Source organism: Lentibacillus salinarum, assembly GCF_042679865.1.
GTDB lineage: Bacteria > Bacillota > Bacilli > Bacillales > Amphibacillaceae > Lentibacillus > Lentibacillus salinarum.
This window is the reverse complement of record NZ_JBHTNH010000026.1, coordinates 79,874-106,316: the sequence shown is the minus strand read 5'-3', so window position 1 is coordinate 106,316 and position 26,443 is coordinate 79,874. Positions and strand designations below refer to the sequence as shown.

At 46.8% G+C, this 26,443-nt stretch carries 25 protein-coding genes and 1 pseudogene; 14 read left to right on the top strand and 12 right to left on the bottom strand.

Features of this window, described 5'->3' with window-relative positions; translation table 11 throughout:
- The first annotated feature begins 25 nt into the window (after positions 1–25).
- Together ACFQ4A_RS12400 and ACFQ4A_RS12395 are read left to right on the top strand one after the other, a co-directional pair.
- Positions 26–1,942: a vWA domain-containing protein gene (locus ACFQ4A_RS12400; protein ID WP_382401069.1), complete on the top strand. Its 1,917-nt coding sequence runs from the start codon at positions 26–28 to the stop codon at positions 1,940–1,942.
- Between the two features lie 148 nt (positions 1,943–2,090).
- Positions 2,091–2,291 carry a hypothetical protein gene (locus ACFQ4A_RS12395; protein ID WP_382401067.1) on the top strand — a complete coding sequence of 67 codons (201 nt, stop codon included), beginning with the start codon at positions 2,091–2,093 and terminating at the stop codon, positions 2,289–2,291.
- Between the two features lie 134 nt (positions 2,292–2,425).
- Here ACFQ4A_RS12395 and ACFQ4A_RS12390 read toward each other — a convergent pair whose 3' ends face one another.
- Positions 2,426–3,286, bottom strand: a complete 861-nt coding sequence (locus ACFQ4A_RS12390) for an EamA family transporter (protein WP_382401065.1) — start codon at positions 3,284–3,286, stop codon at positions 2,426–2,428.
- Positions 3,287–3,405: 119 nt separating this feature from the next.
- Positions 3,406–4,317 carry a DMT family transporter gene (locus tag ACFQ4A_RS12385; RefSeq protein WP_382401063.1) on the bottom strand — a complete coding sequence of 304 codons (912 nt, stop codon included), beginning with the start codon at positions 4,315–4,317 and terminating at the stop codon, positions 3,406–3,408.
- 146 nt (positions 4,318–4,463) lie between these two features.
- Between ACFQ4A_RS12385 and htpX the strand changes: the two genes are divergently transcribed.
- Positions 4,464–5,381 (top strand): protease HtpX, encoded by a 918-nt coding sequence (htpX, locus tag ACFQ4A_RS12380; RefSeq protein ID WP_382401061.1) that lies wholly within the window; start codon positions 4,464–4,466, stop codon positions 5,379–5,381.
- A 378-nt stretch (positions 5,382–5,759) separates the two neighbouring features.
- Positions 5,760–6,023, top strand: a complete 264-nt coding sequence (locus ACFQ4A_RS12375; protein WP_382401059.1) for a hypothetical protein — start codon at positions 5,760–5,762, stop codon at positions 6,021–6,023.
- Here ACFQ4A_RS12375 and ACFQ4A_RS12370 read toward each other — a convergent pair.
- Positions 5,986–6,195 carry a hypothetical protein gene (locus tag ACFQ4A_RS12370; protein WP_382401057.1) on the bottom strand — a complete coding sequence of 70 codons (210 nt, stop codon included), beginning with the start codon at positions 6,193–6,195 and terminating at the stop codon, positions 5,986–5,988. The genes ACFQ4A_RS12375 and ACFQ4A_RS12370 overlap by 38 nt on opposite strands.
- A 71-nt stretch (positions 6,196–6,266) precedes the next feature.
- Positions 6,267–7,568, bottom strand: coding sequence for an NO-inducible flavohemoprotein (gene hmpA, locus ACFQ4A_RS12365; RefSeq protein ID WP_382401055.1), 1,302 nt, complete (start codon positions 7,566–7,568; stop codon positions 6,267–6,269).
- A 213-nt stretch (positions 7,569–7,781) separates the two neighbouring features.
- Between hmpA and ACFQ4A_RS12360 the strand changes: the two genes are divergently transcribed.
- Both ACFQ4A_RS12360 and ACFQ4A_RS12355 read left to right on the top strand, forming a co-directional pair.
- Positions 7,782–8,612 carry a metallophosphoesterase gene (locus tag ACFQ4A_RS12360; RefSeq protein WP_382401053.1) on the top strand — a complete coding sequence of 277 codons (831 nt, stop codon included), beginning with the start codon at positions 7,782–7,784 and terminating at the stop codon, positions 8,610–8,612.
- Between the two features lie 105 nt (positions 8,613–8,717).
- Positions 8,718–9,188, top strand: a complete 471-nt coding sequence (locus ACFQ4A_RS12355) for a DinB family protein (protein ID WP_382401051.1) — start codon at positions 8,718–8,720, stop codon at positions 9,186–9,188.
- Between the two features lie 184 nt (positions 9,189–9,372).
- Here the strand turns inward: ACFQ4A_RS12355 and ACFQ4A_RS12350 are convergent, their stop codons facing one another.
- From ACFQ4A_RS12350 to ACFQ4A_RS12340, 3 genes are read right to left on the bottom strand one after another with little or no spacing between them, the layout of a single operon-like run.
- Positions 9,373–11,232, bottom strand: coding sequence for a PTS fructose transporter subunit IIABC (locus tag ACFQ4A_RS12350; protein ID WP_382401049.1), 1,860 nt, complete (start codon positions 11,230–11,232; stop codon positions 9,373–9,375).
- Between the two features lie 20 nt (positions 11,233–11,252).
- Positions 11,253–12,167 (bottom strand): 1-phosphofructokinase, encoded by a 915-nt coding sequence (pfkB, locus tag ACFQ4A_RS12345; RefSeq protein WP_382401047.1) that lies wholly within the window; start codon positions 12,165–12,167, stop codon positions 11,253–11,255.
- Positions 12,164–12,913: a DeoR/GlpR family DNA-binding transcription regulator gene (locus tag ACFQ4A_RS12340; RefSeq protein WP_382401045.1), complete on the bottom strand. Its 750-nt coding sequence runs from the start codon at positions 12,911–12,913 to the stop codon at positions 12,164–12,166. The genes pfkB and ACFQ4A_RS12340 overlap by 4 nt, the downstream gene beginning before the upstream one ends.
- Positions 12,914–13,069: 156 nt before the next feature.
- Here ACFQ4A_RS12340 and ACFQ4A_RS12335 point away from each other — a divergent pair, with 156 nt between their 5' ends.
- Both ACFQ4A_RS12335 and ACFQ4A_RS12330 read left to right on the top strand, forming a co-directional pair.
- Complete coding sequence (locus ACFQ4A_RS12335) at positions 13,070–14,245, top strand: pyridoxal phosphate-dependent aminotransferase (RefSeq protein ID WP_382401043.1); 1,176 nt, start codon at positions 13,070–13,072, stop codon at positions 14,243–14,245.
- A 173-nt stretch (positions 14,246–14,418) separates the two neighbouring features.
- Positions 14,419–15,204 carry an ABC transporter ATP-binding protein gene (locus tag ACFQ4A_RS12330; protein WP_382401041.1) on the top strand — a complete coding sequence of 262 codons (786 nt, stop codon included), beginning with the start codon at positions 14,419–14,421 and terminating at the stop codon, positions 15,202–15,204.
- 229 nt (positions 15,205–15,433) lie between these two features.
- Here the strand turns inward: ACFQ4A_RS12330 and ACFQ4A_RS12325 are convergent, their stop codons facing one another.
- Positions 15,434–15,604, bottom strand: a complete 171-nt coding sequence (locus ACFQ4A_RS12325; RefSeq protein WP_382401039.1) for a hypothetical protein — start codon at positions 15,602–15,604, stop codon at positions 15,434–15,436.
- 358 nt (positions 15,605–15,962) lie between these two features.
- Positions 15,963–16,886, bottom strand: a complete 924-nt coding sequence (locus ACFQ4A_RS12320) for an LCP family glycopolymer transferase (RefSeq protein ID WP_382401037.1) — start codon at positions 16,884–16,886, stop codon at positions 15,963–15,965.
- A 304-nt stretch (positions 16,887–17,190) separates the two neighbouring features.
- On the opposite strand from ACFQ4A_RS12320, the gene ACFQ4A_RS12315 reads away from it, so the two are divergent.
- Positions 17,191–17,325: a hypothetical protein gene (locus ACFQ4A_RS12315; RefSeq protein ID WP_382401035.1), complete on the top strand. Its 135-nt coding sequence runs from the start codon at positions 17,191–17,193 to the stop codon at positions 17,323–17,325.
- A gap of 59 nt (positions 17,326–17,384) precedes the next feature.
- Positions 17,385–18,251 (top strand): SDR family oxidoreductase, encoded by an 867-nt coding sequence (locus ACFQ4A_RS12310; protein ID WP_382401033.1) that lies wholly within the window; start codon positions 17,385–17,387, stop codon positions 18,249–18,251.
- Between the two features lie 212 nt (positions 18,252–18,463).
- On the opposite strand, the gene ACFQ4A_RS12305 is transcribed toward ACFQ4A_RS12310, so the two are convergent.
- Together ACFQ4A_RS12305 and asnB are read right to left on the bottom strand one after the other, a co-directional pair.
- Positions 18,464–19,417, bottom strand: a complete 954-nt coding sequence (locus tag ACFQ4A_RS12305) for a hydroxyacid dehydrogenase (protein ID WP_382401031.1) — start codon at positions 19,415–19,417, stop codon at positions 18,464–18,466.
- Positions 19,418–19,755: 338 nt separating this feature from the next.
- Positions 19,756–21,264 carry an asparagine synthase B gene (gene asnB / locus ACFQ4A_RS12300; protein ID WP_382401029.1) on the bottom strand — a complete coding sequence of 503 codons (1,509 nt, stop codon included), beginning with the start codon at positions 21,262–21,264 and terminating at the stop codon, positions 19,756–19,758.
- Between the two features lie 331 nt (positions 21,265–21,595).
- On the opposite strand from asnB, the gene ACFQ4A_RS12295 reads away from it, so the two are divergent.
- The 4 genes from ACFQ4A_RS12295 (at position 21,596) to ACFQ4A_RS12280 (ending at position 24,976) form a co-directional block, all read left to right on the top strand.
- Complete coding sequence (locus ACFQ4A_RS12295) at positions 21,596–22,252, top strand: ABC transporter permease (RefSeq protein WP_449280306.1); 657 nt, start codon at positions 21,596–21,598, stop codon at positions 22,250–22,252.
- A gap of 15 nt (positions 22,253–22,267) precedes the next feature.
- Positions 22,268–23,263 (top strand): ABC transporter ATP-binding protein, encoded by a 996-nt coding sequence (locus ACFQ4A_RS12290; protein ID WP_382401027.1) that lies wholly within the window; start codon positions 22,268–22,270, stop codon positions 23,261–23,263.
- Positions 23,256–23,999, top strand: coding sequence for an ABC transporter permease (locus ACFQ4A_RS12285; protein WP_382401025.1), 744 nt, complete (start codon positions 23,256–23,258; stop codon positions 23,997–23,999). The genes ACFQ4A_RS12290 and ACFQ4A_RS12285 overlap by 8 nt, the downstream gene beginning before the upstream one ends.
- Before the next feature lie 68 nt (positions 24,000–24,067).
- Entirely contained in the window at positions 24,068–24,976 is a 909-nt protein-coding gene (locus ACFQ4A_RS12280; protein ID WP_382401023.1) for an ABC transporter substrate-binding protein, read from the top strand.
- Positions 24,977–25,093: 117 nt separating this feature from the next.
- Here the strand turns inward: ACFQ4A_RS12280 and ACFQ4A_RS12275 are convergent.
- A pseudogene (locus ACFQ4A_RS12275) lies at positions 25,094–26,404 on the bottom strand (CoA-acylating methylmalonate-semialdehyde dehydrogenase); the annotation flags it as partial.
- Between the last annotated feature and the right edge of the window lie 39 nt (positions 26,405–26,443).

The following is a 26,443-nucleotide window of genomic DNA, read 5'->3' as shown; positions in this document are numbered from 1 at the left end:
ACATCATTTGAATAGGAGAATCGCCATGTTCCGATTTCGCGAAACCAATGTCGATACCCGGCTGTTTCAGCAGCTGCAGGATTTGGCCACTGTGCTGTCAGGCATTCCTGATTTAATGTTCGACTATGCCTATGGATCAGCCATTGATAACGACAATTTTAAAATAACGGCAAGTGCCAATTGGGGAATCGGCAACGCAACAGCCCGTGAAGCCGGGCTCAAGACGGACATTCTGCTTAGGACAATTGGGACACTAAATCATTCCGATATTCCGGCCATGAAAGAATTTCACGAAGCCATTTCTGAGTCGGCTCTGCCAAAGTTCGCCAGCCAATTATTCACCTTATTTGAAAATATCCGGCTGGAAGAAATCGTGAAACGAGAACGTCCCGGTACGACCAATTTATTCACCATTCGACGGGATTATTTAAGGCAATTTTTCACCCAGCAGCTGGAAGCAAATATGACACGCAGTCTTTCGCTTGATGAGCTGTATTGCCTAATCTATCTGCTGATTGAATCCGATACGCCGGACCCTTCCTTTCCACAGGCAAATGGACGTCAGACCGATCAGCTGGAAGCACTGAAACCATTATTGTTCCAGCTGTTTGAAGCTAACCAGACAATCGATGTGACCCGGCTTACAGAACAAATCGTCTTCCGGCTGGAAAATGATTACCGTGACATGACACATGCATATTTTATTTTTCCAATAACCAATCTGGCCGAATATACGAAAGATACTGCCTTTGATGAACTAACACGCACCGACCCACTCGCCAATGATAGTTTGGCAGAAGACGTCAGTGAGGAGACAAGCGACACGTTTAACCAGGATTTTTCCACCTGGCATAGCGAAAACGAAAACGCAGACCGCAACCAAAATTTCATGCAGTTTGAACTGGAACAGGGAACGCGGTCAAGCCTGATGGGAGAAGGCGCCCGTGAAACAGAGGAAGGCGATCAGGCGATGGCTTCTATACAAGGATCTTCCGGCGAAAGTGAACAAAGCGATTATTCAAATATGGAAGCGATGGCGAAACGGCAGCATCAGCAACAGGTGGAATCATCCGGCAGCGCTTATGGCCGGGAAAATCAAAACGTTGTCAAAGTGATGAAACAAGCGGAAAAACCAACCGAAGCCGACATGAATCAGTATGAGACATACGCCGACGATATTGCGCCGATTAAGCGCAGGCTTTCCCGGACGATTGAAAAGATGCTCGAACATAAACGGCAGACACCTAGACGACAGCTGACGGCCGGCCGCTTGTCTAAAAATTTGCTTCCGGTCGTAATCGATGAATTTCCGCGGTTGTTTTACAAGAAAAATGAGGAATCAAACGACATGGATGCCGCCTTCACCCTTTTGGTCGATTGCTCGGCATCGATGATGAACAAAATGGAGGAAACAAAGAAAGGAATTGTCCTGTTTCATGAAGTGTTGAAAAAATTGAACATCCCACATGCGATCATCGGGTTCTGGGAAGAAGCAACCGGCGTCAAACAAGCCTATCAGCCAAATTATTTCCATAACGTCCGCTCATTCAACGATTCGCTTTATCACCCTGACAGTGCGACAATCATGCAGCTGGAAGCGCAGGAAGACAATCGCGACGGCTACAGTATCCGTGTTGCCGCTGAAGAACTGGCAGCCAGAAGTGAGAAGAACCGATTCCTACTCGTTTTCTCAGATGGTGAACCAGCAGCAGCTAATTACACGGAAAACGGCATTATCGACACGAACCTAGCCGTTTCCGAAACACGCAAAAAAGGCATTGACGTCATCGGCATGTTTCTGGCGGAAGGGGAAATCAGCGAACAGGAAGACGACCTGATGCAAGATATCTACGGCAAAGAACGCATCATGATCCCAACCGTCGCCGATCTGCCCGAACACTTCGCCCCGCTCTTGAAAAAATTGCTGCTAAAATCTATGTGATCATCCTGGCCCGGAAGGCAATCAACCCGTTTCCTTCCAGGCCTCACCATTCCAATGCACCGTCACATGCAAGAGGGTTCCTTTTGCATAATAACGATAAAATCCGGAAAAATAACGGGTAACACGCATGAGGAATGGAGGCCCAACCATGAAAGACAACAAAGACTACAGGAAACATGTCAAAAACGTCCAGACGGAAACGGACAATTCCATTATTTTAAATGATGTTGCGGGCAGTGAATTTGAACGCGAACAGGACCATAATGAAAGGGAAAGTCAGCTTACGCCGGTTGAAGAAGTTGCTCGAAATAATGTCGACGGGAAAACGTGGCCGCATACAAATGAATAAATGGTGGTTACATTTTCCACCAGTTTTTGCCTTTCGGATTAATGTCAATGGACGTCGTTGAAAAAATTTAAAACAACCCCGGTTGCTGCAGGCTGTGCTTGCTAATGCTGCAGGCGGAACAGACATTTTCCCGCCTACTGGACTGCTACGGCAATCACACCAGCAACCATTGCACCAGCTGCGGCAATTCGGCGCGGGCCGAACCCTTCTGAAAGCATGTGACTCCCCATGATAGTACCAATCAGTATGCTCATTTCACGTACCGGCGCAACATGGCTGACAGGAGTAAATGTCATCGCCGTCAGGACAAGTATATAGGCAAGCTGATTTAAGACCCCGACACCAATGACTTCCTTCTTATGGTACCGCCATTCATGACGGACATCTTTCCAGCGCCGGAAGACAAATGGCGACAAAACCACTGTCTGGGCAATAATACTACCATAAATCAGCATGAGCGGTTGCATCATCACAACACTGACCGCACCTTTGTCCAAAAGGGTATACGAAGCGATCATAACGCCAATCAGCAGACCATACAAAAGCGGCACAAGCGTTCCGTTTCGTTTAATTGCCTCCATACCACCCGTTATGATAAATATACTGAAAGTAATCAGCACAATTCCGATAACACCGGTTGTTGTCAGCTTTTCATCGTAAATAAAAAAGGCGGCAATCGCTACAATTAAAGGCCCTGTTCCGCGACAGATGGGATATATAAGGGAAAGATCACCAACCTTGTATCCCTTTTGCAACAATAATGAATAAGCTAAATGAATGATGGCACTTCCTGCCATGAATCCCATTTCCAGCCAGCCAATCTGACTATCACGCCAAAGAAAAAGACCGATGGCAAAGGGCGCATAAACAACAATGCTTACCACCATATAAAGCCACACAAACGTGTACCCACCCTCTGACCGTTTAGCCAGATAATTCCAGGTGGCATGCATGAACGCTGATATGACAATAAGAGTGAGGGCCAGGAAAGACATATAATCCCCCCTTTCTGCCAAACAGTTTTCGATTTATAACGGCATCAGGCCTTAAAAAATGAAGCTTCCAACGTGCAGGCTCAAACAATTCTGGATCGGCGATGTACAGGACATACGACTCAACTTCCAGGTTTCCTCTCCCGCCGCTTCAATAGCATATATTCAAGTGCACCGGTACCCATAAACACGCCGCATAATATAAGGCCGAATCCGACCGCATGATTCACCGTAACCGTTTCATTTAAAAAGATCGCCGAGCCGATAACAGCAAACAGCGTATTCAAATTGAGAAAAATAGCTGTTTCAGCCGGCCCCACTTTTTTAATCGCGAAATTATACGTCATGTGGCCAAACGCTGTCGCCAATATCGCACTGAATAAAAAGGCCGATCCCAGCTGCCAATCAATCACATGGACCATTTCCCGGACGGCCGAACCAAGTACCTGACTCGTCAAGAAAATGGCAATCGACCCAATCACGAGCATATAACCCGTTGCCAGTCTTGGATCAAGTGTCGGCTGTAGTTTGCTGATCAATACAAAACTGAAACCTTGAACCACAACACCCAGAAATACAACAAAGTCACCAAGCGAAACACCCGCCAATTCGCCTGTCCCGGTCAATGTCGTCACAACGACGCCAACAAACCCCAGTATAAACCCGGCGATCCGCAGCCACGTCATCCGCTGGCGCAAAATCAGAAACGCCATCATCGCTGTGATGAGTGGATTCATCCCCAGAATAAGCGACCCGTTAATACCCGTTGTCAAATCAAGGCCAACCGCGACTAATGAATGGTGCAGCATCACATTAAAAATCGCTATGTAAAAAATGGTAAGCCACTCGTGTCGTTTCGGTAGCCGGAACAGCCCCATCACAGCACAAATCATTAAAACAGCAATCCCCGCTGTCATTACACGAAACCCCGTTAACAGCATTGGATCGATTGCATCCACCAGCACTTTAATCGCCGAGACGTTGAGCCCCCACATTAACATAACCAATAACAACAACGCATAAATCCTGAACATTTTGATTCACCCAGTTTCTAAAAACAATATATCTACCAATGATATCAGGAAAATCACAACTTTTCTTCCTCTCTGCTTAAAAACATACTGCTTAACATTAGCCATTATGATATAGTAAAAAAGTACAGTTTTTGAGGAGGTAACACATGGCAAAACGTCTATTTTTATTTTTACTGACAAACATTTTAGTCTTAACGACCATTGTCATCGTCTGGTCTGTCATTGTGAATTTCACAGGCATAAGCGGCTCATTTGAAAACGGTGCTGACGGGGCGGCCGGCATCAATTATGGCTCCTTATTGATCTTTAGTTTGCTTGTCGGTTTTATCGGCTCGTTCATGTCTTTGGCGCTGTCACGCATCATTGCCAAAAAAATGATGCGGGTCAAAGTGCTTGACCCGAATGGGCAGCTGTCCGGAAAGGAACGTGCTGTCGTGGAAAAGGTCCACCGCCTTTCCCGTACGGCTGGCCTGATGCATATGCCGGAAGTTGGCATTTATCAATCCCGGGAAGTTAACGCGTTTGCAACAGGGCCAACCAAAAAACGATCGCTCGTTGCTGTTTCCAGCGGCTTGCTGGATCAAATGGATGAAGACGCGGTTGAAGGCGTCATTGCTCACGAAATCGCCCACGTGGCCAACGGTGATATGGTAACCATGACACTGCTCCAGGGAATTGTTAATACATTTGTCGTCTTTTTATCAAGGATTGCGGCCATTCTCGTCTCACGGCTGGTACGGTCCGAGCTGCAAACCGTTGTCCGTTTTGCGGCAATTATCATTTTTCAGATACTTTTCTCAATACTCGGAAGCCTGGTCGTCAGTGCTTACTCCCGCCATCGTGAATACCGTGCCGATCACGGCGGAGCAGACTTGGCCGGACGCGACAAAATGGCCCATGCGCTCCGTTCACTGAAAAACCGTGTTGGACTGGCCCATGTGGACGACCGGACAGATGATTCAGCTGTCCAAACGATGAAAATCAATGGAAAAGGCAGGATGATATCACTTTTTTCATCCCACCCAGACATCGACGACCGAATTGCACGCTTGGAGCGACGTTAGCCACATGTTTTATATAAAGTGAAACTTCATTCAGCGGGGCGTTTTTTCCCGCTGAATGTTAGTTAGAATCGGGCATTTATGGTCAGTTAGCCGCCGTTTTTGGGCGGATTACTGACCATTATATGCGGGATAAAAATAACGCCACGCAGCCCTTTTGGCCACGTGGTGTTTTCTTTAGCAGCTTTTGGGGGGCAAAATAGGTACGAGATGGGGCTGCTCAACACACGCGAATTGAGCCTGTTCCCGCTCGAGTTGGTGTTGCTCTTGCTCGAGTTGAGCGCATTCCCGCTCGACTTGGGGCGGCTCTCGCTCGAGTTGGCGACGCGCTCGCCCGAGTTGACCGCATTCCCGCTCGACTGGGTGCGGCTCTCGATCGAGTTGAGCGCATTCCCGCTCGAATTGGCGACGCGCTCGCTCGAGTTGGCCGCAATCCCACTCGAGTTGGCGACGATCCCGCTCGAGTTGGCGGCACTCTCACTCGAGTTGAGCGCAATCCCGCTCGAGTTGGCGACGCACTCGCTCGAGTTGACCGCATTCCCGCTCGACTGGGTGTGGCTCCCGCTCGAGTTGACTGCGATCTCGCACGAGCTAAGACTCTCCCCCTTTATTTATTCTCTTCGGATTGCCGATTTTTCCGTTTGACTGCTTCAACATCTGTATCACTATAAATATTCGTGCCGTGTCCGCCAGTTGTCCGGGCGATGAATTCCTTTGCTTCGTTATAAGTCAGCCCGGAGCGACGGCTTTGTTCTTTGACGGATTCAATATCTGTTCCTGCAGAAGTCAAATTGTGATGATCATGATTTTCCTGCATGAAAAAACCTCCCTTACGTGTTTAGGCTTAGTTTGCGCAACGGAGGTTTTTTCATGAATTTATACAATACCTTAAGACACTGGCTCAGGCTCATTTAAAACACTGACAGGGTTGAACACTTCATAATGCCTATTTTCACCTGGGACACCCCAGTCTTTAAGTGACCGGTCAACAGCTTTCATGAACGGTGCTGGACCACAGCAATAAAAGTCCGCCCGATTGCCACATGACAGAATGGATTGAAGCCATGGCAGATCGACATAGCCTTCTTTGTCAAAATTTTGTTTAGCCCGATCTGCTTCATTCGGGCTGTCATAACAGACAAATGATGTCATGTTCGGGTGTTCGGCGGCAAGTTGTGCCACATGGTCCTTCATCGCATGGGTTGAACTGTTTTGCGTTGCGTGAATGAATGTGACCGGGCGATGGGGATCTTTTTCCGCAAGCGTATCAAGCATCCCGACGACAGGTGTCAGCCCGATGCCACCGCTCAACAGAACAATCGGCTCCTCGTCACTCGTGATGGTAAAATCGCCTGCAGGAGCGGAAAATGATAAGACATCGCCTTCTGTCACCTGATCATGCAAATAGTTGGAAACAACGCCATCAGGCACATCGCCATTACCTTTTTCCCGTTTAACACCTATTTTATAATAATCCTTGCCGGATGAACCGCAGAGGCTGTACTGCCGCATATGGGTATACGTTTCGCCTTCGATGTCTACTTTAAGGGTCAAATATTGCCCCGCCCTATACGACGCAAGCGACAGACCGTCCGTTGGCTTCACGACAAACGAAACGACATCATCGGTTTCCTGAATTTTTTCCTCAATAATAAACGACCGAAAGCCTTGCCAGCCGCCTTCCTGCTGTTCTGTTTCCAGGTATTTTTTCGTTTCTAATTCTATAAACAAATTGGCAATATAATCATAAGCGTCACACCAGGCATCGATGACCTCATCGGTTGCTTGATTACCGAGAACATCCTTGATTGCCTGAAGCAATGCTTCCCCAACAACAGGATATTGCTCAGGCTGTACACCCAGAGAAACATGTTTTTCAGCAATTCGGTCAACAAGTTGGTGAATTTGATCGAGACTGTCAATATTTTCACCTGCAGCGTAAACCGAATACACGAGCGCTTCCTGCTGCAACCCCCTCTTCTGATTTGTCTGATTGAATACGTGGCGAAGTTCGGGTACTTTTGCAAACAATAATTCATAAAAATGTTTACCGATGTCAATGCTGTGCTCTTTCAGAATTGGGGCACTCGCTTTCACAATGGCCAGTTTTTCAGCATCAAGATTCAATTCAATTCCCTCCAGCAAATGTGATGTTTCACTTGTGTTAACAGGGGTTAACCCTATATACATCATGTTAATCTTGTGATCTGCATCACACTGTGATCCAGATCACACTTAGCTGTGACAGTTATGTGAAAGTTGACACAAGAAATTGAGGACCCACCCGCTAACGCCATAGCGTCTTGAGATGGTGAAACCCGATCCTATACCACTCAAACATTGTCTGTCACAAATAAAACGTGCTACACTTAGATAACCTATCTTGATGTCGGGTGGTGCGCCATGAAAAAGCTATTTGCTGTCTTTACATTGCTGACTTTTATTGTTGCTTGTATCGTTAAAATTTATCGGGATACCCATTCTTTTAAACTGGAAACCATCACATATGACAGCCCCAAACTCCCAAAAAGGACAAGTCTTTCCATCCTGCAGATCAGTGACCTGCATAATCGCGTTTTTGGAACAGACAACGAACAGCTGGTCAACGCCGTAAAAAAGGCGAATGCCGACATGATTGTATTGACTGGCGACCTCATCGACCGGAAAACCACAACATTTGACCATGTGTTCTCCCTGATCGAACAATTGACCGCGATCAACAAGCGTGTCTTTTTTGTACCTGGAAATCATGAGTGGGGAAATGCCCGGACAAGCGAATTCTTGCATGGCCTGCACGAGCGGCATGTTACCATCCTGTCGAATCAAAACGTGCAAATGACGAAAGGAGATGTAACGGTTAATATCGCCGGTGTTGACGATCCTGCAACCGAACATGACAATTTAAGTGATGCATTTAGCCAGATAAACGATGATGATTATACCATTTTGCTGGCACATGCACCGGATATCGTCCATCTTTATGACACGATACCGGCTGACCTTATTTTGAGCGGCCATACGCACGGCGGCCAGATAAGGTTCCCTTTTATTGGTGCACTGGTGGCACCCGGACAGGGATTTTTCCCAAGGCTTGATAAGGGAACCTATCAACTTGGCCCGGATCAGTATCTGTATATTGACAGCGGCCTTGGGACAACCAGGATGCCTGTACGTTTTTTAAATCAAAGCCAGCTAAGTTTAATGACGATTGCAGCAAGACATGAGAAAGAATAGAACCCCATATCGAACTTACGATCTGACCTGCCAGGCAAACAAATGGGCACCCCACCCCAATAGACGTTATACTAAACGTAAGTCTCGTTTGAAAAGGAGGATAACATGAGCAACGGAATGGATGGTGCCGTAAATGGATGGCTGCAGCATCGAATGGTGCTGGATGATTTACTGGCGCTGGTGGATGATACGTATGTGGATTACAAACCGTGGGATGGTGCCATGTCGCTTGGAGAACTGGCCGTACATATCGTTACCTCAACACATATGTTTGTTAAAGGGATTAAGAAAGGCGAATTCGACGCTCCTCCTACGGAAAATCATTATAAAACGATTAACGATGTACGCAAAATTGTGCAGCAGTACACTGAAGAAACTAGGGAAGAGATCGCCACCATTTTCACCTATCAGATGAAGGGTTATATTCTATTCAACAACGTGCGTGCACCTGGTACATATTGGTTCTCCAACGCCATCGACCATGAAATTCACCACAAAGGTCAACTTTTTACATACGTGCGTATGATCGGTGTACAAGACGTACCACAGTTCACCCGTCAGCCGGATGAAATTTAAAGGGGCAAAGGTTAGACCTTGCCCCTTTCATTGTAAGATCAGAAAGTATAACATTTTCGGTGACGTCTTCGATCGTGAAATCAGTTGGTTCGCCGATTTCCTCAAGTCTGACTTCCGGCCTCAGACCTCTAGAAAGACGAGGCGGGAGCCGAGTTTTTCTTAATTGACATAAGCGAAACAACCGTTATGCCGCCTGTTTCTTCCAAAGACCAAGCACCATCGATGCGATGACCGATCCGATAACAAGTGCCACCAAGAAGAAAAGGGCGTTTTCGGCTAACGGGATGACAAATATGCCGCCATGGGGAGCCGGAATCGCGCTATGCCAAAGCTGTGTCAGCCCGCCGCCGATCACCGCACCGATCACCGATGAACCAATCACACGGACTGGGTCGGCTGCGGCAAATGGGATGGCGCCTTCCGTAATGAACGACAGCCCCATGACATAATTGGTCAGACCTGATTTGCGCTCTTCTTCCGTAAATTTCGTTTTAAAGAACGTCGTAGCCAGGGCAATCGCAATCGGCGGAATCATACCACCCACCAAGACAGCAGCCATCAGACTTCCATCACCTGTATCCGTAAAAATACCAATTGAAAACGTGTAGGCGGCTTTATTGAACGGCCCACCCATATCAATCGCCATCATACCGCCAAGCAATGCACCAAGAATAACCGCGTTGCCTGTTCCGAGATTCTCCAGAAAGCTGAGCATACCGGTATTAATCGTGGAAAAGATTGGGCCGATAAGAAAATACATGAACAGCCCGACCAACAGCAGTCCGGTTACTGGATAAAGCAGGACCGACTTCAAGCCATCTAGTGATTTCGGCAAACCCCGGAACCATCTTTTGACGAGCAGCACAAGATAACCGGCTAAGAAACCGGCCACCAGTCCGCCGAGAAAACCAGCATTGCTTTCAACGGCCATAAAACCACCGACAAGCCCAGGCATCAGACCCGGCCGATCGGCAATGCTCATAGCAATATAACCGGCAAGGATCGGAATTAAAAAATTGAACGCGTTACTGCCGACGGTATTGAAAAACGCAAACAATTCATGATCGTCGCCGGCAAAGCCTTCAATCAGAAATGAGATGGCGATCAAAATACCACCACCGACAACGAATGGCAACATGTGCGAAACCCCGTTCATCAAGTCTTTGTATATTTTACGCCAGACTGATGGGGACGTCTCTTCGGCATCTGCTTCAGCCGCCTGATCCGCATGAAAAATCGGCGCATCCTGACTGATGGCTTTTTCAATTAATTCTTCGGCGTTATTGATGCCGTCACTGGCCGGCCGTTCGAGTACAGGCTTCTGGTCAAACCGGTTCATCGCCACATTTTTATCGGCGGCAATGATGACACCGGCTGCTCGGTCAATTTCCGCCTGGGTCAGGGCATTGGACGCACCATCCGATCCGTTAGTTTCCACACGGATATTAACACCCATTTCAGCAGCTTGTTTTTTTAGCGCATCTTCCGCCATATACGTATGCGCGATACCAGTTGGACAGGCTGTCACCGCGACAACGAAGGGTCGTTCTGCTGCCTTCTCATCAACTGCTTCTGACTCAGCGGTTTCTTCCTCTTCTTCCATCGTGAAAAGTGCCTGTACCTCGTCCGGTGTGGCAGCCTGCTTTAACTGAGCCACAAAATCTTGGTCAATCAGCATCCGCGATAATGACGCTAGTGCCTGCAAATGCGTATCGTTCGCCCCATCCGGCACCGCAATCATGAAAAATAAATACGTCGGCTGGCCGTCGAGCGCTTCATAATCCAGGCCGTTCTCACTTTTGGCGAATAAAACGGTCGGCTCATTGACCGCATCCGTTTTGGCATGCGGCATCGCAATCCCGTCACCGAGCCCAGTCGATGTTTGCGCTTCCCGGTCTAAAATGGTTTTTCTGAATGTTTCGGCGTCATTGATAACGCCTTTATCGGCCAGTGACCGGATCATTTCATCAATCGCAGCCGTCTTGCTGTCAGCCTGCATATTCATGATCATAATATCCTTGCGCAGCAATTCATTAATGTTCATGTCTAGTCTCCCTCCCCAAGTTAAGCTAAACGCTTAATCGTGACTTTTTCCGTTAAGGTGTCAATATTCCCGGCTGTTGCCAAGTCATCCGAAAATGCTGTCGCACTCCCAGCCGCGAGACTGAGCAAAAAGGCATCTAGGACATCTCTTGTTTCGATAACCTTTCCGGTAAAACCAGCAATCATCGAATCACCGGCGCCAACTGAATTTTTAACCTGTCCTGCCGGGGTCGATCCATGATAAATACCATCTTGCGTAAACAACAGGGCCCCCTCACCAGCCATGGAGACGATCGCATGCCGGGCACCCAAATCGAGTAATTTCTGCCCGTAATGGATGACATCTTGCTGGTTGTTAAGCGTAACGTCAAACAATTCGGCTAACTCTTCTTGATTCGGCTTAACTAACATCGGCAGGTGCGATAAGGCCGCTGTAAGCCCTTCTCCAGTCGTATCACTGACAAATTGGGCGCCGGTTGCGGCAATGCGCTCAATTAATTGTTGCTGAAAATCATTTTGCAGTGACGGTGGTGTACTGCCCGATAAAATCACCGTATCCTGACGCGTAATGCTATCAAGTTGACGCAACAGAGCATCCACTTCTCCCGGGTGTATGTCCGGTCCCTGCCCATTAATTTCCGTTTCAGTTTCCGACTTCAATTTAATGTTAATTCGGGTGTCGTCTTGAATCGGTGTGAAAGCGGCCGGGATCCCCTGGTTGGTCAACGTGTCGACAATAAAATCACCGGTAAAACCGCCGAGAAATCCGAGCGCCGTCGTATCATAGCCTAGCTCATGCAGCACACGGGACACATTAATACCTTTACCGCCTGCAAACTTCATGTCATTGTCCATTTTGTTAAGGGCGCCGAGATTCAGCTGATTTACCTGCACGACATAATCAATGGATGGATTGAGGGTAACCGTATAAATCATTTCGCTGCCTCCATGATGGTTGTTTTGTCATAATAGTGTTTTAAATGATTATCTAATGTATCCGTAATGATGGTGAAGTCCTCCAGGTCACACACTTTGGCAAAATTCACTTTATCCCATTTGCTCTGGTCAGCTAAAAGGAGTGTGACCGCTGCCTGCTTGTGTGCCATTTGTTTGAGCGCTGCTTCTTCTGGGTCCGGTGTCGTGCAGCCGAATGCCAAATCAATCCCATTCATCCCCAAAAACGCTTTATCAAACCGATAGTTGCTAAGGTCGTGCAAACTTTGCGAGCCGATCATTGCCTTCGTAGCCTGTTTAATCTTACCGCCTGTCAGGAACGTCTCGATGCCCTGATCAGCAAGCAGCGAGGCATGCTGGATGCCATTGGTGACAACGGTGATTGATTGGTGCGTCAGATACGGCAGCATCGCATACGTTGTCGTCCCTGCATCGATATAAATCACATCGTCCTGATCGATGCATCCAGCAGCCTTTTGGCCGATCATGTCTTTGGCTTGAACGTTTTTGAATGATTTTTCTGAAGCCGTCTGTTCTGCATCAAGTTGGTAGGCCCGTTTGGCACCACCATGGATTCTGATCAGCTCCCCCGCCTCTTCCAGCTGGTCCAAATCCCTTCTTATCGTTGACTCGGAGCAGCCGATAACGTCAATCAAATGCTGTGATTTTACAATATGATCCTGCTTGAGCAAATCTAAAATAAGCTGATGCCGCTCCTCTGTTAACATCCCATCAAACCTCCTCTATCATTATAATACCACCACAAACACTCAAAAACAATCACAAATCATGCAAGAATCCTCCCCCCTGTACACCTATCCTCTTTACAAATCTTCAAATCAAAGCTATCATTGTTACAATTCACACGATTGGGAGGATTATATATGACACGGTCGTTTGACCAGTCAGACCTCTTAAAGCGATTACCTGAGCAATTTTTTGCCAAGCTTGTCGCAACCGCCCGTGACAAGAAGAAGCAAGGCCATGATGTGATCAATCTCGGGCAGGGGAATCCGGATTTGCCGACGCCCGGCTATATCGTCCGGGAGCTGCAGAACGCCGCGGAGGACCCCATCAACCATAGATATTCGCCATTTCAGGGCTTTTCCTATCTCAAACAGGCAGCAGCCGATTTTTATCGGCGGGAATATGGTGTCACACTCGATCCGGCTAAGGAAGTCGCCATTTTATTTGGTGCTAAAGCTGGTTTGATCGAATTAAGCCAATGCCTGCTGAACCCTGGTGACACAGCGTTGTTGCCGGACCCTGGCTATCCTGATTATATGTCGGGTATCGCAATGGCTGATGCAACCCCGCACTTCATGCCACTGCTCCAGGACAATCATTTTTTGCCGAACTACAGCACCATTCCTGAGACCGTACGCAATCGGGCGAAACTGATGTTTTTAAACTATCCGAACAACCCGACGGCCGCAACCGCTACAAAAGCGTTCTATGATGACACGGTGAAACTGGCCGAAAAGCATCACATCTGTGTCGTCCAAGATTTTGCGTATGGCGCGATTGGATTTGACGGCCATAAACCGCAAAGTTTTCTGCAGTCTGATGGCGCCAAAGATGTCGGGATTGAGGTCTACACATTGTCCAAAACATACAACATGGCCGGCTGGCGGGTCGCGTTCGTCGCGGGCAACCCATCCGTGATCGAAAGCATCAATTTAATCCAAGATCATCTTTATGTCAGCTTGTTCGGCGCTGTCCAAAGTGCTGCAGCAGAAGCATTAACCGGTAACCAGACAGCGGTCCGAGAACTTCGCGATACATATTCCGAACGGCGCAATCGATTCATTCAGGCCCTAAAAAAGATCGGCTGGAATGTTGAAGCACCGGCCGGGTCATTTTTTGCCTGGCTCCCTGTCCCGAATGACTATACGTCTGAGGAATTTGCAAATTTATTGTTGGACGAAGCGCATGTCGTCGTTGCACCCGGCAACGGATTTGGACGCTTTGGTGAGGGCTACGTGCGGGTCGGTCTGCTTGATTCAGCTGAACGCCTTGAAGAAGCAGCAGATAGAATTGGTAAGCTCGGCATCTTTTAAGAAAAACTCGGCTGTCGCCTCGTCTTTCTAGAGGTCAGAGGCCGGAAGTCAGACTTGAGGAAATCGGCGAGTTTGCCGATTTCGGTATTGAAAACATCGGCTAACATTTTATGCTATCTTATTTTCAAAAAATATTGATCAGGTGTACAAAGAACTTTGAAGGAGGCGGTAATGTGACCAACGTGATTGATCTGCAGGATGTTTCCTGGCGAAGAGCACAGGAAACCATTTTATCGGAAATCAATTGGCATGTTGAAAAAGGTGAACATTGGGCTATCCTGGGCTTAAACGGGTCGGGGAAAACATCACTGCTTAATATCGTGACCGGTTATGCCTGGCCAACATCGGGACATGTGCAAATATTGAATCAGCCATTCGGCCGGACAGATATCCGCGAGCTCCGCAAGTCGATCGGCTGGGTCAGCTCCTCACTTCAGGAGCGCATCAAAGGATCTGAGCTGGCTGAAAATATCGTCGTCAGCGGTCAATACGCATCCATCGGGCTGGCGTATGAATCACCAACGCAAGAAGACTTTGACAAAGCCTTCCAAATTATGGAGAAAATGCGGTGCCACCATTTAGCCGGCCGAACCTATCAGACATGCTCACAGGGTGAACGGCAAAAACTGCTGATTGCCAGAGGATTGATGGCGTCTCCTGACTTATTGCTGCTGGATGAATCGACAAGCGGGCTTGACTTCATCGCCCGGGAGGAACTTTTGTCCACGATCCAACAGCTGATGCGACAGGATGATGCCCCGACCATCATCTTTGTAACGCATCATATCGAAGAAGTACTACCGGAATTTTCCCGAACCCTGCTTTTAATTGATGGTACTGTTTTTGCCAGTGGTACGAGCCAGGACGTGCTCACAGCCGAAAGTTTATCCCGCTTTTTTGCTATACCAGTCCAGATTGACTGGCACCATGGGCGCCCCTGGCTGTCACGACAAGACTGAACAAGCATGAGGGATCGCGCCCCATGACGATTAGTGGCGGCGAAATTCACGATGCGGAACAAGGGGCCCTATTCCTTTATCCCCGCATGGTGATCTGTTACCAACATCCTTTCCCCTGAACCGTCAATCCCTTAAAATACGCATTAAGTCATAATTGCGATACTTTTTATTTCACCTTGTCTCTGAATCGGTGAACAGTAATTTTTTAGCTGCCAGTGATTTCAAAGCTTTACGTGCCGTATTTGGGGAAATCCCCATGCGCAACATTTTTAGCTGTTGTAAACGGATCCGAAAAGCTGTATAGCCAGACATTTCGTTCGGATTCAAGATGGCATTGTTTAAGCCCATGTTCGGCTAATTGATCCGCATTTTCTAATTTTTTATGAATGCGATCAGCCATTCGATCACATACATTTAAAAAGAACAGGAGCCAATCATTCCAATTAGGGTTATCTCCCCTGACACCATTCAACATGTCATAATAGCGTACACGCTCTTTTTCAAGCTCCTCACTAAACAAAAAAAATTGGCTGTGAGACATGTGACTGGATTAATGACAAAACCGGTATTAGCGCAAAATAAAATAAAAATTGAGTTTATAACATTAATCTATGCACGCCTTAATCAGTCAGCCGACAACAAGTGCAAAAAGAGTGTACCCCTACCGTTTAATAACCTCAGCGGCCACATTCCCGATTCAAAACAAAAAACAGCCTGCCACCTAATGTGACACGCTGCTTTCAAGGGCTGTCCTAAATTTAACCTTTGTTGATCATATCATGCACTTTTTGCACTTCTTCGTCTGGCACCATCAAATAATAGGTGCCATCAATTTTTGTTCCGCTTCCTTGCATCTGGTAGCTGGCGATATCTTTCCGCGTATTGCGATAACCATTAAACAAATCCTTCATGTCATCAAAATCCATATTGGTTGTCATATTGGTGCCAAGCACGTCGATATAGTCGTTAATTTTTGTGACTGAACCTACCGAAGCGCCTTGTTCGATGATACCCTGGATCACTTTGCGCTGGCGCTCGGTACGCCCAAAGTCACCCTCAGGATCCTGTTTTCGCATGCGGACATAAGCCATTGTTTTGTCCCCGTCCATCTCGACAGGACCAACGCCAAAGTCGTACTTCCCATCATCCCAGGCGATCTCGTTATCAACGGTGATTGTACCAAGTTTATCGACCAATTCTTCAAGACCTTCCATATTCAGACGTACAAAATAATCCAGCTCAACATCCAAAAAACTCTCCACCGTCTCAACAGCCATATCACTGCCGCCGAAAGCATAAGCATGGTTAATTTTGTCCTCAGTGCCCCTGCCGGCAATCATCGTGCGTGTATCACGCGGAATGCTGACAAGCTGCATCGAGTCGTCTTTTGGATCCAACGACATCACCATCAGGGCATCCGACCGCCCGCTGTCATCCTCGCGCTGATCGACACCGAGCAACAATACATTTAGCGGCTCGGTCGCTTCCACTTTTTCCTTCGTTTTATCGCGATCGATCGAATCAACCTGTTCATGCATCTGTTCATTGACCGTGTCCCGGGCGTTGCCATAAATCGACCAGACATAAAGCCCGATACCCAGCACCAGGACACCGATAACGGCCAGCGTTATTTTCAGCCAGCGCTTTTTTGACCGTTTCCGGCCTGTACGTTTTTCTTCCATCTTCGTTTCCCCCAATAATCGTCCGTTTGCCTGTTAGGTACATCAATCCGTCATTGTACCTATTATACTTCCTATTATTATCTCATAACAGCACGAAATTTGTAAGGGCTATTTTATAATCTTGGTAACGTTTGTTTTCCGACTGTTATCTTGCTTCTCTATGTTTCGTCACATTTCATCCGGGATATACACAAACCAGAACCATTCAACGGGGTGATCATATGGCAATTCATGAACAGAACGCACAAACAACAGGGAAAATAGAGATACCGGGAAAGTGAGTTCAACCAAGAGCAAACAACTGATGGACGATGTACCACTGGAAGAATTGAAAATAGATATGAAAGCGGAAAGGAAAAAGGGTACATCACAAAATGCCTCACAAAGCGAACGAAGTATCGGAGCGACCGGAATGAACAGGAATAGCACGTTTTCTTAGCGTACCCGACGGTTATACTACTACGACATCAAAAATAAACGAAGGAGGCTGTTTAACAAATGGATCCACGAAACATGCAAAACGGAAGCACCCCAAGACAAGTGCAGCTGAAGCAGCCGGGTATTGAATCCGAGATGAACCCGCGGCCAGCCCAGCCGACAGATTATCAGGGCACCGGAAAACTGCAGGGAAAAAGCGCGCTGATAACCGGCGGCGACAGTGGCATAGGCCGTGCTGTTTCAATTTTATATGCCAAGGAAGGCGCCGACGTAGCGATCGCTTATTGGGATGAGCATGACGATGCCGCTGAAACGAAACAATTGGTTGAAGCAGAAGGACGACAATGCTTGCTGCTGCCTGGCGATTTGCGAGATGAAACACATTGTGTCGATATCGTCGAAAAAACAGTAGAAGTATTTGGCAAACTGAATATATTGGTGAATAATGCCGCCATTCAATATGTCCGGGAAAATTTGGAAGATATTTCTTCTGAGCAATTTGAAGACGTGTTCCAGGTCAACTTCTTTTCCCATTTTTACACGACAAAAGCAGCGGTTCGCCACATGCAGGCCGGTGATGCCATCATTAGCACATCGTCCATCAATGCCTACCGCGGCAATCCCATCTTCATGGATTATTCCGCTACAAAAGGCGCTGTCACCGCGTTCATCCGCAGCATCGCCCAAAGCCTTGCCGGTAGAGGCATCCGGGCCAATACGGTCGCACCCGGACCGGTCTGGACACCGCTCATTCCATCTTCCTTTGATGAGGATGGCGTTGAAACGTTCGGTCAGGACAGCCTGATGAACCGGCCCGGCCAACCGTCCGAGCACGCCTGGCCGTATGTCATGCTGGCCTCGGACGAGTCTTCTTATATGACCGGACAGGCCATTCATATTAACGGCGGCTCATGGACATCGTCGTGATCGAAAACGCACTAAGTCAAGGGTCTCTTCCCTTTTGTGTTAGTTGGTACTATGGATTTAACCAGAGATTCAAGTCGACGGCCCCGTTCACACATTATTCAGGTCGGTTTTTTGCCAAATCCGGCCTGGTCGTCAAATTCCCCGGCCAATTCGAAAATTTGACCTTCTAGGACCATCCGGCTTCTTTCTCCACTAATTTGACCAATAACACCTCACACCACCGAGCAAAGTGACTGCCCACCGTTCAGCACTTTCATTACTTCCTTGGCAATCAACATGGCTGTCCGGGATTGCGACTCATCCGTCAAGCCGGCGATATGTGGGGACAGGCGAATCGCATCGACCTGTGCGAGTGGTGAATCTTTCGCGACCGGCTCCTTTTCAAGCACATCAAGGTAGGCACCGGCGATTTGTTTTGCTTGAACCGCTTCAACTAGGTCCTGCTCATGGATAATGCCCCCTCGTGCTGAGTTGATGACATAGGCATGCGGCTTCATCAATGGTAAGTTATCTTGGTTGATCATATGTTTGGTTGCTTTGGTTAGCGGTACATGGACCGAGACAAAATCCGATTTCGTCAGCAGGTCATCAAGCATTTCAACTGGACGGACACCTGTTTCGGCCAGCACATGGTCATAAGGCGTGACAAACGGATCATAGCCGATGACGTGTAACCCAAAAGCGTTCGCTCGTTTGGCAACTCGGTGTGCAATTTCACCGAGTCCTACAAGCCCAAGTGTCTTCCGGTTCAACTCATATCCAGTGAAAAATTTGCGGTCCCAATTCCCCTGCCGCACGTTAGCATCCGCTTCTCCCAGTGGACGATAAGCATCCAGCATCGCAGCCATTACATATTCCGCAACAGAGGTCGCATTCGCATGTTTGGCAGCAATGACCGGCATGTTGCGTGCTTTGGCCGCTTCCAGATCAATGTTATCCAGCCCAACGCCAAGGCGGCCGATGACTTTGACATTTTTCGCTGCATCAAGCAATGCCGGATCGACCCGTGTTTCATTTCGCACAATGAGCGCATCATAAGACGGCACCAATTCAAGCAGCTCACTTCTTTTTCGCGACAATTCCATATCATAATCCACCGAACACCCTTGCCGCCTGAGTTCTTCAATCCCATCTTCCCACATCAGCTCGGTTACAAGTACCTTCATGAACGTTCACTCCCTCTATTAGTGGTCAACACACCTACTTATCAATACCTTAATTCCCCGCTGAATAAACCGCACCACAATGGCATTAAGTCCTTTAGTGACTATATGCATGTTAACAGATCGTCATGTGGTTGGGACAGTGGGATAGGTGTCTGTTCCTGTATCTACAATCGAATCCACCACCCCATTTGGGGGCATGAAGTCCATAAAATTTTTTAAAATATTTTCCGATAAGGTGCCCCATTTCCCCGGTTTTTTTCGATTATAGGGGTGAATAGAGCAAATCAGCCACACCTTTCGTGACTGATTGATGCCAAAATAATCGTAATCTAAGTTGTTTATACCGTCGCCCAATGCCCAACGGTGGAAAGCACGGATTGCTGCGGGAAATATGTTTTGAAAATGGTATAGTACAGCAATTCTTGTTTAGATCGAACCCATTCATTTTCTGCATTGGCATGGGCAAGTTCAGCGTCATTGAATTGATTTTCGGCGTAGGTTTCCAGAATATCCAGCGCACCGCTGCCTTCAGAAAACTCTGCCTTATCACGCCAAATGATGTTATCAGAAAGTCGACCGTCAAAAGCTTTTCTTAGAATCCACTTTTCAATCTGATCGTCATTTAATTTTAGGCCAGCCGGAATTTTCAGCGCATACTCGATGAATTCCAAATCCAAAAATGGTACACGCAACTCGACAGAATGGGCCATGCTCATCCGGTCACCACGCTGAAGATTAATGTTATGCATGGTGTTGAGGATGCGAACTAATTCCTGATTCAATTTTTCCGTATCGTTAATACCCTTGAGGTACTGATACCCTGAGAACAGTTCATCAGCACCTTCACCGGAAAGAATGACTTTAACCCCATGTTCGGCTGCTAGCCTGGAAACAAAATAGCTAGGGATAGCGCTCCGAACAAGTGACGAATCATAGGATTCCAAATAATAAATGACTTCTGGAAGGTGTTCAACCAGTTCATGTTCATCAAAAATATATTCATAATGAATGCTGCCAATTTCCCCGGCGACTTGACGCGCACGCTTTACATCTTCACTGTCCGCACTACCGACACAAAATGATTTCAACGGTTGCTTCCGTTTCCGATTTTCCTGAGCAAGCAAAGCAATCAGGCTACTGTCCAGTCCGCCGCTGAGCAAGACCCCCACTTCGACATCCGCCATCAATTGTTTTCGCACAGCACCTTCAAGATAACGGCGGATACCTTCCATCATGTTCGGTAACGCATTTTCGGAAAAGATGTGCTGGCTGACAGGCTGACGGATACGTCGATACATGACAAATCCCTCTTCTGGCGTATAGTAATGCCCCGATGGAAATTCATGGACATCATTTGTCACCATATATAACGTCTTGAGTTCAGATGCAAACATCATATTCCCCGCATTATCTTTTCCATAGTAAAGTGGCTTCGCTCCAAGCGTATCCCTGGCTGCCATAAATGTATTGCTTTCCGTATCGACAATGACAAAAGCGAACATGCCATCCAATTGCTTAACAGCTGATGGCCCCTCCTGTTCATATAACTTCAATGGTACTTCGATGTCCGATTCGGTCTGACATGTTATGGAATCTGGAAGCTGTCTTTTTAACTCCCGATGGTTGTAAACCACCCCATCAGCCACAATCCACTTTGTCTGATTTTCATTAACTATCGGCTGTTTGCCTCTTCTCACACCAACGATTGACAGCCGCCGATGAGCCAAGTGAAAGGTTTCCAGCAATCTAGCGTCCCCTTCATCAGGCCCCCGATGCTGCATTGACTCCAGTACGTCCTGCATTTTGACATCGTCAATCGAGCCTGTCATCGCAAATATGCCACTCATGACAATTGGTCACCCCTAAGTTTTTTAATTTCTCTCATCCGATAATCGATTAGATGAGTATATCCAATTAGTTTAGATGAAGCTTACCAGCTAAGCAATGAATACGCACTTTTCAGATTAAAAACGTTATATTAGTTGTTTTTCTTACATTATGTCGAAAATAAGGATAAAGTGTTAAGTTATCTCTTAACATCGCAAAATAATCACGTTTTACGCCTTTTTTGACACACTATTGGATTTTGTAATAATTATGTAAAATTGATAGAATAAAAGAGTTGACAAGCACTACAATCCCCGTCTACTCAAGACTCAACATCATCAGATATAGGAGGTGTTAACGATTACGGCGTTTTTGAACTACTTTACAGATAATTCCGAGCAAATAATGGACTATACGATTGAACATGTTCAATTGGTGGGTCTTGCTATCATTCTTTCCATTCTTATTGGTATTCCACTCGGTATCTATTTAACAACCAATGAGGACCTAGCGTCTACTGTCCTGCAAACCACATCGATTATCATGACCATTCCAAGTATTGCTTTGTTTGGTATCATGATTCCAATCTTATCCACTATCGGACAGGGTATCGGATTCCTTCCCGCCTTGATAGCACTCATTCTCTATTCCCAATTGCCGATCATCCGAAATACGTATACCGGGATTAAAGACGTCGACCCGAACATCCGTGATGCAGCTAAGGGAATAGGCATGACGACAGTGCAAAGGCTGTGGAAAGTAGAAATACCCAATGCGATGCCTCTAATCATGGCCGGCGTTCGCACAGCAACCATATTAAATATTGGAATTGGCGCCATTGCGGCTTATATTGGAGCAGGCGGTCTTGGGTCACTGATCAACCAGGGCATTTCCAGATCCAATAACACGATGGTGCTCGTTGGTGCGGTCGTGGTATCAATTTTGGCCATTATCGCTGATCTGCTTCTCAAATTTATTCAGAAACGATTTACACCCAAAGGGATTTAGAAAGCTGGTGAAACGATGATACAGTTTAATAATGTTTCAAAAACCTATAATAGCGACGTGAAGGCTGTCGAAAATGTCAGCTTGGACGTCGATGATGGTGAATTTGTCATTCTGATTGGCCCATCAGGCTGCGGAAAAACGACACTGCTCCGAATGGTTAACCAGTTAGAGGACATCACTGAGGGAGAAATTATCCTCAACCGTAATAGTGTACAAGAACTGAATAAAATTGAAATGCGCCGGAAAATCGGCTATGTGATCCAAAGCAACGGACTATTTCCGAACATGACCATCGAAAAGAATGTCATGATTGTACCTGACCTATTAGGCTGGGACCGAAAAAAACAACGGAAGCGATTCAACTATTTGATGGAACTGATCGGTCTCCATCCGGATGAATTCCGCAAACGCTATCCGCATGAACTATCAGGCGGGCAGCAGCAGCGGATTGGTGTGGCTCGCGCGCTTGCGGCCGATCCGCCGGTCATGCTGATGGACGAACCATTCGGCGCGCTTGATCCGATTATCCGCAACCGGCTGCAGGAGGAGTTTCTGCAAATACAAAAGGAAGTTAAAAAAACCATTTTATTTGTCAGTCACGATATCGATGAAGCCGTGAAAATGGGCGATAAAATTGCACTGCTACGTGATGGACAGATCATGCAATACGACCGCCCGGCTGAAATTTTGAACCATCCAGAGAATGCCTTTGTATCTGAATTCGTTGGGTACGATCGTGTGCTGAAAAGTACCAGCCTCTACTCCGTAAAAGATCTTTATAATGTTGTGGGGCTGGACTCGTCCGATGAATCATCCAACATAAAGACGGTGAAAGCTGAGACGTCTCTCAGAATTATCCTGTCGATGCTGCTGAACCAGGAAGCCGATCAACTGGTTGTCGAGGATGAACAAGGAAACAGAATAGGAAGTCTTACACTTAATCATGTGGAAAAATTCCTCCAAGCCGAAGTTAGGGAAAGTAGCGGTGGAGTGACATTGCAGCATGAGTAGGAATAAACGAATCAGCGTCATTGTAAAAATACTATTCTGGGTTGTTCTCATCGTCTTTTTCGGCTGGTCATATACGAATGATATGTTTCTGCCAATCTATGAAGAAACCGGCGCCTTTTTTAAATTATTAGGAGAGCACCTTCTGCTTGTACTGATATCGGGATCGCTGGCCATATTAACATCTGTTCCATTGGGGATATTCCTGACAAGACCGAGATTCCGTAAAGCAGAATTTTTTGCAGTCAACGTCGCCAACCTGGGCCAAACCATTCCGAGTCTGGCCATTCTCGCATTAGCCATGGGTTTTATGGGGATTGGGATACAAGCCGCACTTGTTGCTCTATTTGCCTATTCAGTCCTTCCCATTCTGCAAAACACAATTGCCGGAATTAACTCGGTTGATGATGATACAAAAGACGCTGCCTGCGGTATGGGGCTTACGAACACACAGATCCTCTGGCGGATTGAGCTCCCAAATGCAGCCTACTCCATTATCGCTGGTATACGGACAGCGATTGTTATGAATATCGGAACAGCTGCACTTGCCTATCTGATTGGAGGCGGCGGTTTTGGCGTATGGATTTTCACAGGTATCCAACTATTTGATAATGCCTATTTAATCTCTGGTGCAGTGCCGGTATCCCTGCTTGCGATAGCAGTGGACTATCTATTTAGAGGCCTGCAATATGTCCTTGTACCAAAAGGCCTCCGATTGGCCAGACAAGCAGTGAGTTAACGATCACCCCCAGATCTATAGAAACAGATGTCACAACAAACAGCATATTTTACAGGGAGGAAAACGCTATGAGAAAAATCATTTTAGTGGTCATATCAGTTGTATTTTCACTCGTTTTAAGCGCTTGTGGCGGAAATGGTGATGGAGACAAAGAAATTACAATCGGCTCCAAAACGTTCACAGAGCAATATTTATTTGCTAAAATATCCACCTTGCTATTGGAAGAAGAAGGATTTGACGTCGAGGAAACAACCGACCTCGGAAGTACAGCACTTAGACAGGCACTGGAAAATAAGCAGGTAGACCTGACATGGGATTATGTCGGTACCGGATTGGTCACGTATCTTGGAGAAGATCCAATGACCGATCCTCAAGCAGCATTTGAAACATTGAATGATATTGACCAGTCAGACAACGAGATCGTCTGGACCAACCTGAATGACGTCGATAACACGTACACACTCATGATGCGTGAAGACCATGCAGAGGAACTTGGCATCCGTACAATCAGCGACCTCGCAGAACATGTGAATGAAAATCCTGAGGACCTGTCGATTGCGACAAACGCAGAATTTTACAATCGTGACGATGGTCTCCCGGGTGTCGAAGTAGCCTACGATTTTGAATTTCCGGATGCAAATGTAAATGAAATGGATACCGGATTAACCTATAAAGCCCTCCGCGATGAAGAAGTGGATGTCGCTGTCGGATTTGCGACAGACGGTCGTATTGAGGCATTCGGATTCGTTAATTTGGAAGATGATCAGTCATTCTTCCCATCCTATAACGCAGCAGCCGCCATGACGACTGAAACGTATGAAGCGTATCCGGAAATCGAGGAAATCTTCGCACCGCTTGATGACCTGTTGACGAGCGAAACAATGCGTGAGCTCAACTATGAAGTCGACATTGAAGAAAGAAGTGTCGATGAAGTCGCACGCGAATTCTTAGTGGGGAATGATTTGATTGAGGAATAATGATGATTGAGGGAACGCCTTTCCTTTTTGGAAAGGCGTTTTTTTAATTCATGATTCATCATTGATAGACCTTTTATCGCCTCTTACCTATTAGCCATTAAACCCACCGCGTCGTTNCATCCCCGCATCGATGGTTTCACGAAATTGGCGTACACTCCCGCCATCGCGTGTGAATAAGCAAGATCCATTGGCAAACGGTGATTCATTCGTCACATCGATCGCTTCATCCAAATCCTTAACACGAACGATGGACAAAACTGGGGCGAAAATCTCATCCTGCCAGATTGTCATGTTGGTTGTCACGTTGTCAAAAATTGTCGGCCCTACAAAGTAGCCTTTTTTCTGAGCTTTTCCGTCTTCACGGCCATCACGAATCAGTTTAGCTCCCTCATTCTCACCTTTTTCAATATAGCCAAGGGTCCGTTCTTTATGCTGTTCACGAATGACAGGTCCCAGGAATACACCATCATCCAAACCGTTTCCGATTTTTATATCGTCCGTTTTTTTCACAAGCTGATCAATAAATTCATCAGCAACCGATTCTTCCACAGCCACTACGGATGCAGCCATACAGCGTTCACCAGCCGAACCGAATGCAGCATTCAGAATTTGAGTTGAAGCGTTATCAAGATTGGCATCGTTTAATACGATTGAATGGTTTTTGGCACCGGATAACGCCTGAACACGCTTCAAATTGTCTGTCCCTCGTTTATAAACATGTTCAGCTACAGGTTGCGAGCCAACAAATGAAATCGCCGCTACATTCTCATGGTCCAGCAACCCATTCACGACATCATGAGCACCATGCACAATATTGAAGACCCCTTCAGGAAGACCTGCCTCTCCCAAAAGTTCTGCCAGACGATTGGCCAAAAGCGGGGTACGCTCAGATGGTTTCATGACAAACGTATTGCCCATCGCGATCGCCATTGGAAACATCCAGCAAGGCACCATCATCGGAAAATTAAATGGGGTAATCCCACCGACGACACCAATCGGATAGCGATACACGCCGGACTCAAGTCCCGATGCGATCGAAGACAGTTGATCACCCATCATTAGATTCGGTGCACCAGCAGCGAATTCCACATTTTCAATCCCGCGTTGCACTTCACCTTTAGCTTCCTGCAAGTTTTTGCCATTTTCAATGGTAATCAGTTCTGCCAATTCATCCCAATGGTCAACCAGCAGCTGTTGATATTTGAATAAGATTCGTGCACGTTTTGGTACGGCAAGTTCTTTCCAGTCTTGAAAGGCATTTCGGGCAACTTCGACTGCATAATCAACGTCTTCTTGTGACGAAATAGGAACTTCTGCAATAATCTCACCTGTTGCCGGGTTATAAACCGATTCTGTTTGATCACTTTTGGCTTCAACCCATTTACCGCCGACGTAGTTTTTGAGTGTTTTAACTTCTGTGTTTAGCATGTAAATGACCTCCTGTTATAATTAACTTTGCTATAAACT